The 12,655-nt window shown below is 34.6% G+C and carries 9 protein-coding genes; all 9 read right to left on the bottom strand.

The annotated features are described in order from the left end of the window. Positions 1-75: 75 nt before the first annotated feature. Entirely contained in the window at positions 76-1,485 is a 1,410-nt protein-coding gene (locus F6K54_RS28635; protein ID WP_293085286.1) for a cell wall metabolism sensor histidine kinase WalK, read from the bottom strand. 204 nt (positions 1,486-1,689) lie between these two features. Continuing rightward, positions 1,690-2,367 carry a response regulator transcription factor gene (locus tag F6K54_RS28630; protein ID WP_293085283.1) on the bottom strand — a complete coding sequence of 226 codons (678 nt, stop codon included), beginning with the start codon at positions 2,365-2,367 and terminating at the stop codon, positions 1,690-1,692. Positions 2,368-2,964: 597 nt separating this feature from the next. Further along, positions 2,965-4,248, bottom strand: a complete 1,284-nt coding sequence (locus F6K54_RS28625; protein WP_293085281.1) for a glutathione S-transferase family protein — start codon at positions 4,246-4,248, stop codon at positions 2,965-2,967. A 503-nt stretch (positions 4,249-4,751) separates the two neighbouring features. Then, positions 4,752-5,540 carry a DUF3598 family protein gene (locus tag F6K54_RS28620; RefSeq protein ID WP_293085279.1) on the bottom strand — a complete coding sequence of 263 codons (789 nt, stop codon included), beginning with the start codon at positions 5,538-5,540 and terminating at the stop codon, positions 4,752-4,754. 417 nt (positions 5,541-5,957) lie between these two features. Next, positions 5,958-6,443: a DUF2752 domain-containing protein gene (locus tag F6K54_RS28615; protein WP_293085276.1), complete on the bottom strand. Its 486-nt coding sequence runs from the start codon at positions 6,441-6,443 to the stop codon at positions 5,958-5,960. A 142-nt stretch (positions 6,444-6,585) separates the two neighbouring features. Then, on the bottom strand, positions 6,586-6,780 hold the full coding sequence (locus F6K54_RS28610) for a hypothetical protein (RefSeq protein WP_202225440.1): 195 nt from the start codon (positions 6,778-6,780) through the stop codon (positions 6,586-6,588). 526 nt (positions 6,781-7,306) lie between these two features. Next, positions 7,307-7,744 (bottom strand): DUF5684 domain-containing protein, encoded by a 438-nt coding sequence (locus tag F6K54_RS28605; protein WP_293085268.1) that lies wholly within the window; start codon positions 7,742-7,744, stop codon positions 7,307-7,309. Positions 7,745-7,923: 179 nt separating this feature from the next. Further along, positions 7,924-8,814 (bottom strand): alpha/beta hydrolase, encoded by an 891-nt coding sequence (locus F6K54_RS28600; RefSeq protein ID WP_293085265.1) that lies wholly within the window; start codon positions 8,812-8,814, stop codon positions 7,924-7,926. Between the two features lie 639 nt (positions 8,815-9,453). After that, a complete protein-coding gene (locus tag F6K54_RS28595) occupies positions 9,454-10,455 on the bottom strand; it encodes an SMP-30/gluconolactonase/LRE family protein (protein ID WP_293085262.1) in 1,002 nt (333 codons plus the stop codon). Positions 10,456-12,655 lie beyond the last annotated feature (2,200 nt).

Genomic DNA, 12,655 nt, shown 5'->3' with positions numbered 1-12,655 from the left:
ATCTCCCCCTCTCCCTTTCTCTGTCTCCTAAAGAACCCCCTCTCCGTGTCTCCCCTTCTCCGTGTCTCCGTTTCCTCAAGAACCCCCTACTCCCCTACTCCTTAAAATTGGAAGTTTTACCCAAAAACAACTCCCTACACCAACTTTACTGGTTACATCAATTTTGCCTCCATGAACCTGAATTAAGGTTTGAGCGATCGCCATGCCTAATCCTGTTCCTTCTCGTCGTTCAATTCTGGCGCTTTCGCTCCGCCACAAACGTTCAAATATATGGGGTAACTCTTCTGGAGCAATGCCAATTCCTGTATCTTCTACTGCAATAATTGCTGTTTCATTATCGACAAACAAAGAAACTGTGACTTTCCCTCCTTTAGGGGTATATTGCACAGCATTGTCAATTAAATTAGAAAATACCCGTTGTAGTTGTTGCCCATCTCCCAAAACCCAGATATCTGAATCAAGATTGAAATTAAGGTCAATATCTTTTTTTTCTGCTTCACTACGAGCAAATTCGATAGTGTCTTCGAGAATTTCATCTAAGGGAAGGGGAATTTTTTCCAGACTCATCAACGCAACTGAACCATCTAGACGTGCTAATAACAATAAATCTTCTACCAAGTGTGTCATGCGATAACTAGCATCAGCAATGGCATCTACTTTATTTTTATCTAATGGATCGATACGTTCGGGATGACTTTGTAATACAGAAATGGAACTTTTAATTACCGTCAGCGGACTCCTTAATTCGTGAGACGCATCAGCGGTAAATTGTTTCAGTCTCTCAAAACTTTGGGCAATGGGTTGTAAGGATTTGTTGGTTAACCAAATTGCACCCCATGCAGTTAAGCTGACTGCCACCACACCACCAATTATCAATCCCCATCGTAGTCTTTCTAACTGAATATCCAACATTTCAGTAACATGACTGGCACGAATATAACCTGATAGTCTTTCAGTCTCGCTTTTAGGGAGCGTGTAAAATACTGGCAGAACTAAACTACGAATTTTATTTCGTTCTAGAATATTACCGGAACGCTCTAAATTATCTGATAGAGACCAGGTGACATCCAGATCGCCTTCTCTAATTATCAATTTTTGCTTTTCATCGAACCATTCTACCCCTTGAGCATAATAAAGTAGACGGTGTTTGGGAACAGCAAGAGTTCCGTGGCGATCGTATCCTGCCATTAGATCGGCAAGTTTTGGATAAGTTTTTGGATAATTACTTTGGTAATGTTCTTCTGGTAGTTCGTCTTCGTCATATTCTCCTTCTTCGTGTTCATTAGATTCATGTTTGACAATTTCTAAGGTTTGAGATGCTGCTTCTGCTAACTGGAGTAAGTAGTCATTAAATTGTTGGTTGAGGTCGTAAGTTACCCAACGTTCCACAACTAAAAATGATACGCCTAAAGTTGCTACCATTATCCCCAAATAGAAGCGCATCAGATGCCATCGCACCGTTCTTAACTGTTGAAAATTAGACATTTTATACCATTTATGTTACGAATAATAAGCGTGATTAAAAGACTTTAAAGGAGATGTCCCTTTGACAAAGCGGCGTAACCCCGCGACGACGCCAGCTCCCTTGCGGAACGCGCACCAAGAGAAAAAGAGAATTTTCTAGCTCAAAAATGGTCTTTAAGCAATTCATTCTGACTCCTGACTCCTGACTCCTGACTCCTATTAGTATTAGACATTAGGATTAAGTCGATAACCAACACCATATATATTTTCAATAAAATTAGCAGGTGCCCCCGCATTTTTCAATTTTGAGCGCAACCCACGCACATGAGCTTTAACGGTTTCTTCTTCTGGTGGATCTTCAAATTCCCAGAGGTTATCAAGAATAGCACGACGACTGAGAATGCGACTATTACTGCGGAGTAATAATTCTAGCAAAGCATATTCTTTGGGAGTAAGTTGTAATAATTGCTCGTTATACTTGACTTCATAATGATTAGGATCGAAACGGAGTCGTTCCCATTCTAAAATAGGAGGTAGTGTTGTTTCTTGACGTCGTAACAATGCTCGAATTCTGGCCAGTAACTCTTTCATCTCAAAGGGTTTGACAACATAATCATCCGCCCCTACATCTAATCCTAAAACTCGGTCATCGCTAGTATCTTTACCTGTCAACATTAAAATTAATGTCCGGTCTCCTGAACTTCGTAACTGTTGGCAAAGAGTAATTCCATCTAGTTTCGGTAAAATTAGGTCGAGGATAATTAAATCGTAAGTAAAAGCTTTGGCCAGCTCTAAACCTTCTGTTCCATCTTGAGCAATTTCTACAACATAATTGCGATCGCGCAATGCTTCCGATAGTGCATCGGCAACTTGTTTATCATCTTCAACTAAGAGAATTTTCATAGGAAACTAGGAGTCATATCATGTCCGGTTGAATAGTTAGACTTTGGCGGAAGGAAGGCAGGAGGCATCCCCCCTACCCCCCTTTGAAAGGGGGGGAGGCAGAAGGTTTTCTCAAGAGTGTCACCTTAGTTTTATACACGCTCCGATGCTACCGGACATGATATCATGAGTCGTAAGGGCGAATGGCCATTTGCTAACGCAAAGCTGGCGCTAACGCCCTTACAAAAGTCAGCTACATTATACTCTAGTAGGTGCTGTTAGTCCATTAGTCCAGTAGGGTGCTGAAGCGCGATAGCGTAATGCACCAGGCAACATCAAAAACGGTGCGTTATATCATGTCCGGTTGAACAGTTATAAATAAATAACGACTTAGGAGTCAGTCCTCAGTCCTCAGGAGTCAGGAGGGAAGACTGAAGTTGGAAGAAGAATAACTGGAGTTGAAGGAGAAAGTTTTTTATCACGCTCTTATCCGGACATGATATTACTACGATCTGGCATATCAAATAAACCCGGTTTCTCTATGATCAAATAGCAACATCAAAAATGGTGCGTTACGCTCTACTCCATTCCGCTAACGCACCTACTGCACTGATAAATTTAGTATATACAAGACAACATATTATCAATTGCTGTTTGAAAAGCAACCGCAGCATTTGCACTCATATCACGAGGAACACAAACTCGGTTTCTGAGAAAAGCCAGAGCGATCGCTCCCACGGCAGGATCAGCAACAGCTTTTTCCTTCACTTCATTTTGTTGTTCAGTTTTGGCATCAACTGAGAGATCAGAAAATGATGGTATACTTCCCTCAATTAAATAATAAACCAAACCTCTTAAATAAAGGTCAATAACTGATTCAATGATTGCTAAACTCTCCTGACTCGCCCATGTTTTAATTCCCGAATTTTTGAGAATATCAGCAACAAGAGTTTGGTAGTTACTACTTAATCTGCCTGCTGCCTCCATCCGATAGTCTTTTTCCAGACTTGCAAATTCTACTTGAGGTTCTGGTTTACCCTCGTAAATAGGCTGTAAACTAAATATATTTTGCATGACCAAATTATTAGTTCGAGCGCTTGGTTTTATACGTTGATAAGCCTGACGTTGATCGATCGCCATGAGCCATTGATTAATCCGAGGAAAGCGATCGTTATTATGTATAGAATACCCCCGAAATACAGGTAAATTTACTGCTAATCTTCTGATGGCAGGAGTGTACATTATATCCACCAAGCTAAACTCCTGCATAAAATAAACACCAGGATACTGACCTAATGTTTCCTCAAACTGGTCTAACTTAGTCTCAAAAGTTGTTTGCAAACTCAGCAGTTGTACCTCTTTTTGTTCGGGTGTCATTTCTGTATTCTGGCGAGAATAAAAGAGAAACTGATATCCTGACTTCACTAAACCATTACTTTCAAAAGCTTCAATCATATCTAAAGCTACAGACCTTTCTTGAGGTTCCTTTGGCAATAGAGGAAAACTATCAAATTTATTTTCTAAAGCAAGTAAAATATCTTTAGACTCATACACTAACTCCCCTTCAATTTTCACTGCTGGAACTAACCCGGTTGGTACCATATCCTTGTACCATTGTGGCTTGTCTTTTAAGTTAATCAACTCAACTTCAAAAGGGATTTGTTTTTCTTCTAAGGCTAACCAAACTCTTTCACAAAAAGGACACCAAGCATTTGTATCTCGATAAAGCAAAACAGAAGATTTTTCTCCAGGGTTTAGTCGATCAATATAACTAGATATTGTTGCAGTTCTAGGACTTTGCTCTGTTCTTAATATCCATTTTGCTGTGGTATTTTGTTGAGCAACTTGTAGTAATTTTTCCCAATTAGGAAGAGGTTTGTTATGGGAGATGTCTATTACCATTGCTAAATTTAGTTTTTTTTGATGTATAAGTGATTGATTTTCAATTATATCATAAAAAACTATTTTAATTTAAACACTGTCTCATTAAGAGAGAGTACTGTTGCTGTTAACGCAGTTAACGCAGTTAACGCAGAGAGCTGTAGGGTGCTGAAGCGCGATAGCGTAACGCACCAAGCAACATCAAAAATTGTGCGTTACGCTCCACTTCGTTCCGCTAACGCACCCTACTGGACAATGGTGCATTAGGGAGTGGGGGAGTAGGGAAGTAAGGGAGATAAAGACACCTAGAAATAAAAATCTATTGCACTTTAGCTGTGTCAGTCTACTACTGAACTAGAAATAATATCAAACAAGAGAATATTCCTGATGTCAAGCCTCCTTATTGCAGAGGTACTGATAACTGATAACTGATAACTGATAACTGAAATGACCTATCACTATTTTTTTAGTAAGCATTCAGCTATTAGCTGATAGCTGACGGTTGAATGCTTACTTTTTTTAGTTTAATCTTTCCGGTCAAATACTTCAGAAATTAACTGCTTAAATTTGCCATCTTTATCGTATTTAACAGTCATTCGTTTATACTTATTTTCTATCACCATCTTACCTACTATAAGTTCAAATTCTTCTCCTATGTTTACCTTGTTAGGAACATTAATAACTATACCATCGGGCAGAAAAAATGTTTTATTTTTACCCACCGTTGGATCTAACTCAAGTTTTGTTTGTTCTGGTTCTTGATAAATTTGTAAATCGGGAGTCATAGACTCTTTTTTCCCCACCCAATTTCCTGATATATTCTTTAATTCTGCTCCTGGTTTTTGCTCAGGATAACTATTAAGATGTTCGCGAATTTGTGTAAATCCTGCTAGCTCACCATTCTCTCCATAACCAGAAACAACGCCAGTCCGAAAATTTTGATGCTGGAAAAATAATTCACAACCAAAACGATTCCCTATTTTTAATTGTGGACACATCCAAGTTTTGGCTTCTTTACTGAAAGATAATGTCCTCATTGATTGAAATGCCGGATGAATCATTCCATCTGGTTGATTAGCAATTTCTTTCTCAATTTGCCATTGTTTTTCTTCCGTACTACCATCAGCATAAGTATAACTATTGTGGTGAGTAATTACTGTTTTATCCTGATTAGCTGAGAATTTTCTGATACCTTGAAAAGATTTTATAACTTCTAACTCTGGAGAATATCTAGTCCAAATACCATACCAAGCTATTCCTTCTGGGGTATGATTTCCAAATAAGTTAGTCCAATTTTGTTCTTGTAGATTCATTGCTAATTAATTATTTTGTTTGACTAGAGAAATTATATCAAATAGCAAATTACTTCCTACAGAAAAACCCATTTTCAAATATGGCAATAAAAAAAGGGGAGGCTTGAGGCCACGATTTTTCGGTAAAGTTTTTTAACTAGCTAAATTATTGGTAGCATTCTTTTTTATATTTCATATTAGACGTTGCATAAATGCGGGATGATTTTAATAGTTTTGTGGAATGGGCATCTTGCCCGTTCCCACGCGGAAGTTAAAAGTCAAAAGTTAAAAGTCAAAAGTATTGATTGGTATAGCTTTTAAGATTTTTTAACTGGTTAGTTATTTCTGCCATCCTGCTCTAGAGAAATATAATAGGGGAAAAAGGTGGAAATTTATCTCCAGATTCACCATCTCCCCATCTCCCCACACTCCCTGCTTTTAACTAATAACCCCAAACAACCAATTTCCCAGGTTGGAATGAATCAAAAAATTATAAATTTCTCCAGTTTTCCACAACTCTTGTAGTCGTGTTCCATGATAGCCGAATAAAACTAGAAAACAAAAAATCTGAAAATGATTATTTTGAATTAAAGGTACATAAAATGTTCGGATTTTTCGATTATTTATTAATTCCAAAACAATATGTAAAATTGCAATTACAAACACAGCAAAAAATACAGGCCCAAATAAATGATAAGCGATCGCTTGACTTAAATCTCCTCGTGCAACTGCCATCAGGGACCGGGTAAAACCCCATCCAGGGCAAGGAATACCTATATAACGTAACAGTGGACATCCTATAAATGGTATCTTCAGCCCAAAATTCAAAAAGTAGCTGCCAATAATAGGAAGAAGAGCGATCGCCAGATAGACATATCGCTGACATCGCTCTTTATCAGATAAGAATTCAGAAAACTTTTGCATTTCAATTTATTTATCAAAATAATTGGGTCTAAAACCCCGCCTTTTAAGGCCAAATATTTTTGGAGAGTTCCTCAAATCCTCTATTTCCCCTCCTGGGAGGGGGAGGGGCGAGGGGTGGGTTGACTTCTGAGTTCTGACTTCCTTAACGACTACGCAATATATCCCAACCAAAACAACTGAGATAAATTACAATTGTTGCTGCTTGTTGAAACATAACTAATTCTACAGTTTTGAGCAAAAAATTAGTCTCTGATTGAGAATAAGCAGCCATTGATCCCCCTGCTAGAATAGCAATAAGAATCAGAAAAATTACTTTCCTGTATTTAAGTTTTAGCATTGTTCAAATTACTCCTGTAGTTAATTAATATGTAAGCATTCAGCTATCAGCTATCAGCTATCAGCTATTTATGAGAGTAGGAAGTCATACCATTTTCAAAAAATATTGCTACATTAGCTATTCAAGGTATTAGGTGTTAGGTGGTAGGTGGTAGGTATAATAAATAAACAGTGAAGATTTTTTAATTCCGTTAAGCATCTATATTTTACTGTAACAATCTTTCTTGAATTTGGTATCAAAGCAATTGAAAATTTGAGAGAGAATTAAAAGTTACTGCCAAGGTATGCTCCTTCAACCTGAGAAGGAATTATTCATTATTTGCTGTTTGCGTAGCATCCCGCAGGGAAGTGCTGACTGCTAAGAGCTGAATACTTACATTAATATTACCGAATAATTAAGGTTTAAAGCCTCTCCTTTAAAGGACAAGAAAAAATTTTCCTTTGAGTCAACCCTATCCGTTTTCAAGGAGAGGTAATAATTAATTATTAATTATTAATTATTGAATACTTCTTTTGTTGAAAAATTTTTAGGTAAATGCTACATATCCAAAGACAAAGAAAGCTGCCAAAGGTATGATACATATCAACAGTAACCAGGGAGATTTATTCAACTTATTAAAGATTCTCACCCAAGCTATAATTAGCTTAATCGAAGCAATGATACTAATACATGGAATAAAAGATAAAATTGTCCATAAAAGAGGCTCTTGCTCATCAGCAGCTTTAAAAGTAATATATGTACCTAAAATTGGAATCCAAGCAAACCATGAATTTTCAACATTTAATTTTTGGTAAATCTTATAGTATAAAAACCCCATTATTAAGTATCCACTAAAAATAAGAAAACTTAAAAATAGAAATGAAGATTCATTTATAGTTTGAGATCTTCCTTGCTGTGCTAATAAAGTTGATGACATCATACCAACTGCTGAATTAACTACTGAAAATTCAGTCAGATATAACATTTGTCTTAATTGATTAAGGTTAACAACACTGCCTCAGTTTTTTCTGGTTTGTCCAGCCATTTTGGAAGTTAATTAGGTGGTAGTCGAAATTAATAGTAAAGAAATATTAATTAGGAATTGGGAGTTGCTAAAAAGCCTCAACCTGGCCTTTACCATGACTATTCACCACCACCTAATTCTTAATCACCTAATAAATCATTTTTTATGAAAAAAGCTTCAATATGTTTATAAACTTTCATATTTTGACCATAACTAAATCCTCCATGTCCACCTCCGGAAATAGTTAATAATTGATTCGGTACATTCGCTTGATTAAGTGCTTCGTGAAATTTCACAGCATGATTATATGGGACACTTAAGTCGGCATCGCCGTGAACAGTAAAAATTGGTGGGAGTTCAGAATGTACATAATTAATAGGAGAAATACCTTCGGCAATTTCCAAGCGATCGCTCTGGTTGCCCATCCACTCCAGAGCATAATCTCGAACATTCGGCCCCTCAAGTAAATCTTTGACATCTGTAATGCCATACCAATTGACTACCGCAGCTACTTTCAATTCCTCATCAGCAGAAGTAGGTAACATAGCAGTTGTCATAGCTAAATGCCCACCTGCAGAAAAGCCACTGACAATGATTTTTTCAGGATCGAAATTATACTTTTGGGCATTTTTTATCGTCCAACGTAAAGCAGACTGACAGTCTGTTACTGCTGCGGGTGCTAAGGACTGTGCTGCCAAACGATACCCCACATTCACAATGGAAAAACCCATTTTCAGATACGGCAATAAAAAAAATAGTTCTACTTCTTTTGGACGATCTACCCAACCACCACCGTGAATAAAAATAACTACTGGGTGAGGTTTATTTTTGAGGGACTGATAAATATCTAACTTTAAATCGTAATTATTGACAGTCAAATATTTAATCTGTTTATGAATACGATAGTTGTTGAAAAATGCCACAATTTCAGCAGCAGGATTTGATAATACTTTCCAAGTAATTATTGGTAAAAAGTTATAACCAAGAAATACTGCTTGATATGATGTTTTAGATAGAGAATTATTTAACATTAATTTGGCTGTGAATATTTAATAGATGGTAGGTTTTAGGGTAAGCATTTAGCGGTCAGCTATCAGCTATCAGCTATTAATTTATTGGCTTTATAGCAGGAATTAGTATTGAGAGATTTAAAGATAATTCAAAGTATTGGAAAAAACTAACCTTGAACTTTGGAAATAGCTTTAATCGCAGTTTTTAGGTATGAATTTATCTTTTTTTTCCAAGATAAATCTCCTATAAAATATTTTAATTCCTTTATTATTCGTAACATTATTTTTTTAAATTGGTATTATACCAATTTGATAAATGTTTGCTACAAATAGCTAGGGTATTTCTTAGAATCCAGAATTCAGAATCCAGAATTCGTATGGGGATAGATTTAATACCTTTTTTGATGTTGTAAATTGTCTTTTTCGTCAAATAGACTTTATTTGAAAGTTTATTTATGATTCTTATTATTCGTAACATTCTTTTTTCAAAATGGTATTATAGCAATTAACTTAAAAAATGTCACAAATAGTTGCTAACTGATGAAATAAAATAATAAGCTGAAATTACTGTAGAGTAGAGGTTTTAAATACCTAAAATATCACTTCTAACTTCTAACTTCTAACTTCTAACTTCTAACTTTTGACTTTTGACTTTTGACTTTAGTTGAACGGTCTAACTCCAGTAACTTTAAGAGTAATTCGATAGAGACTTTTACTAGCTGTTAAATAAAGAGTTTTATAGTCATTATTTCCCCATGCTAAATTAGCAACTTTTTCTGGTACGGCAATAATTCCTAATAACTTTCCTGATGGAGAAAAAACCCAAACTCCTCCCGGTCCAGTGCTATAAATATTTCCTTGCAAATCTACTTTCATTCCATCAGGTACACCTCGTTTATTTGAGTCTTTTAACTCAGCAAAAATTATTCCATTTTCTAGAGTTCCATCGGACTTAATATCAAAAACACGAATATGACTTTTTTCAGAATCATTAACATAAAGTTTAGTTTCATCAGGTGATAAAGCAATACCATTAGGGCGAATAAAATCATCAACTAATAAAGTTAATTTACCATTTGGTGCAATCTTATAAACACCATAAAAACCTAATTCTTCTTGTTCTGATTTAATTCCATAAGGAGGGTCGGTAAAATAAATACTTCCATCTGATTTAACAACTAAATCATTGGGACTATTCAGACGTTTACCGTTATATTCATCAGCAAGTGTAATTATTTTTCCATCTTTTTCAGTTCTCGATACCCGACGATTATTATGTTCTCCAGTAATTAATCTTCCTTGTAAATCAAGTGTATTACCATTAGCCTTCCCAGAAGGACGACGAAATACTTTGATTTCTTGATTAGGTTGCCATTGATAAATTGTATTTTCTGGAATATCACTAAATAGTAAAAAACCGTCAGGATGCCAGACAGGTCCCTCGATAAATTTGAAACCTTCTACTACTTTTTCTACCTGTGTATCTCCTCCGATAATATCTTGTAAATTTTCGACTGAGTTAGCTTCAGCTAATTGGAAATAATTATTTTGAGAGACAAGATTCTTATTATTTTTTGCTTCAGATATACTATCATTAGAGATAGTACCTACTGTTGTTAATAAGAAAATTGACGTGATGGTTAAAAATTTTATAATTGACATTGTTTATCTCTAGTTTATTTTGCTTTTTGCTGTATTGACTAGGAAAAATATCAGAAAGTTGACCTTTCCTAGTAATAAGTAGTATAGTTAATTTTTAACCTATTACAATAATAAGTAAGCATTTCCTACGGAATGCTACGCAAACAGCCGTCAGCTATTAGCTAGCCTCCTATGGTCGGAACTGCGTTATCAGCTATTAATTTTGGGTCCGCTTCATTAATGGATAATGGATAATGGATAATTGATAATTACCTCTGGTTAAAACCGTTCTTGATTGAATATAAGGAGATATTATTTCTTTTTTTTCCCCTTAAAAGGGGAGGCTTTAAACCTTAATTATTTAATTATTAATTATTAATTATTAATAATTCGGTAAAAACAACCTTTGAAATTGAAAAAGAATAAAAAGTTACTGCCATGAGTCCGAGGACAAAACCTTAGAAGTAATGAATAATTACTAATTGCTGTTAACGTAGTTCCTCCGGAGGAGGCTAGCTGACTGCTGATAGCTGTTTGCGCAGCATTCCGCAGGAAATGCTTACAATAATACTGCCAAAAGGAAATTAGAAACTATTGATTTATATCCTTCTGACTTTTTCCTTCTGACTTATTACTTACTTGAAAAAGGAAATTAGAAACTATTGATTTATATCCTTCTGACTTTTTCCTTCTGACTTCTTACTTACTTGAAAAAGGAAATTAGAAACTATTGATTTATATCTTTCTGAATTTTTCCTTCTGACTTCTTACTTACTTGAAAAAGGAAATTAGAAACTATTGATTTATATCCTTCTGACTTCTGACTTCTGACTTCTTGCTTACTTGAAAAAGGAAATTAGAAACTATTGATTTATATCCTTCTGAATTTTTCCTTCTGACTTCTTGCTTACTTGAAAAAGGAAATTAGAAACTATTGATTTATATCTTTCTGAATTTTTCCTTCTCACTTACTTTAAAAAGTAAATTAGAAACTATTGATTTATATCATTCTGACTTCTGACTTCTTACTTACTTGAAAAAGGAAATTAGAAACTATTGATTTATATCCTTCTGACTTCTGACTTCTTACTTACTTGAAAAAGGAAATTAGAAACTATTGATTTATATCATTCTGACTTCTGACTTCTTACTTACTTGAAAAAGGAAATTAGAAACTATTGATTTATATCATTCTGACTTCTGACTTATTACTTACTTGAAAAAGGAAATTAGAAACTATTGATTTATATCATTCTGACTTCTGACTTCTTACTTACTTGAAAAAGGAAATTAGAAACTATTGATTTATATCATTCTGACTTTTTCCTTCTGACTTCTTGCTTACTTGAAAAAGGAAATTAGAAACTATTGATTTATATCATTCTGACTTTTTCCTTCTGACTTCTTACTTACTTGAAAAAGGAAATTAGAAACTATTGATTTATATCATTCTGACTTTTTCCTTCTGACTTCTTACTTACTTGAAAAAGGAAATTAGAAACTATTGATTTATATCCTTCTGACTTTTTCCTTCTGACTTCTTGCTTACTTGAAAAAGGAAATTAGAAACTATTGATTTATATCCTTCTGACTTCTGACTTCTGACTTCTTGCTTACTTGAAAAAGGAAATTAGAAACTATTGATTTATATCCTTCTGACTTCTGACTTCTGACTTCTTGCTTACTTGAAAAAGGAAATTAGAAACTATTGATTTATATCTTTCTGAATTTTTCCTTCTCACTTACTTTAAAAAGTAAATTAGAAACTATTGATTTATATCATTCTGACTTCTGACTTCTTACTTACTTGAAAAAGGAAATTAGAAACTATTGATTTATATCATTCTGACTTCTGACTTCTTACTTACTTGAAAAAGGAAATTAGAAACTATTGATTTATATCATTCTGACTTCTGACTTATTACTTACTTGAAAAAGGAAATTAGAAACTATTGATTTATATCATTCTGACTTCTGACTTCTTACTTACTTGAAAAAGGAAATTAGAAACTATTGATTTATATCATTCTGACTTTTTCCTTCTGACTTATTACTTACTTGAAAAAGGAAATTAGAAACTATTGATTTATATCCTTCTGACTTTTTCCTTCTGACTTATTACTTACTTGAAAAAGGAAATTAGAAACTATTGATTTATATCCTTCTGACTTTTTCCTTCTGACTTATTACTTACTTGAAAAAGGAAATTAGAAACTATTGA

The sequence above is a fragment of the Okeania sp. SIO3B5 genome (assembly GCF_010692555.1).
In the GTDB taxonomy this organism is placed as follows: Bacteria; Cyanobacteriota; Cyanobacteriia; order Cyanobacteriales; family Microcoleaceae; genus Okeania.
Note: the sequence above shows the minus strand (reverse complement) of the source record. Positions and strands in the feature narration are given on the sequence as shown.

Bases quoted from the DNA above. Each gene is read 5' to 3' on its own strand.
- F6K54_RS28635 (WP_293085286.1), bottom strand. From the start codon at position 1,485: ATGTCTAATTTTCAACAGTTAAGAACGGTGCGATGGCATCTGATGCGC.
- F6K54_RS28630 (WP_293085283.1), bottom strand. From the start codon at position 2,367: ATGAAAATTCTCTTAGTTGAAGATGATAAACAAGTTGCCGATGCACTA.
- F6K54_RS28600 (WP_293085265.1), bottom strand. From the start codon at position 8,814: ATGTTAAATAATTCTCTATCTAAAACATCATATCAAGCAGTATTTCTT.
- F6K54_RS28595 (WP_293085262.1), bottom strand. From the start codon at position 10,455: ATGTCAATTATAAAATTTTTAACCATCACGTCAATTTTCTTATTAACA.
- F6K54_RS28615 (WP_293085276.1), bottom strand. From the start codon at position 6,443: ATGCAAAAGTTTTCTGAATTCTTATCTGATAAAGAGCGATGTCAGCGA.
- F6K54_RS28620 (WP_293085279.1), bottom strand. From the start codon at position 5,540: ATGAATCTACAAGAACAAAATTGGACTAACTTATTTGGAAATCATACC.
- F6K54_RS28605 (WP_293085268.1), bottom strand. From the start codon at position 7,744: ATGTTATATCTGACTGAATTTTCAGTAGTTAATTCAGCAGTTGGTATG.
- F6K54_RS28625 (WP_293085281.1), bottom strand. From the start codon at position 4,248: ATGGTAATAGACATCTCCCATAACAAACCTCTTCCTAATTGGGAAAAA.
- F6K54_RS28610 (WP_202225440.1), bottom strand. From the start codon at position 6,780: ATGCTAAAACTTAAATACAGGAAAGTAATTTTTCTGATTCTTATTGCT.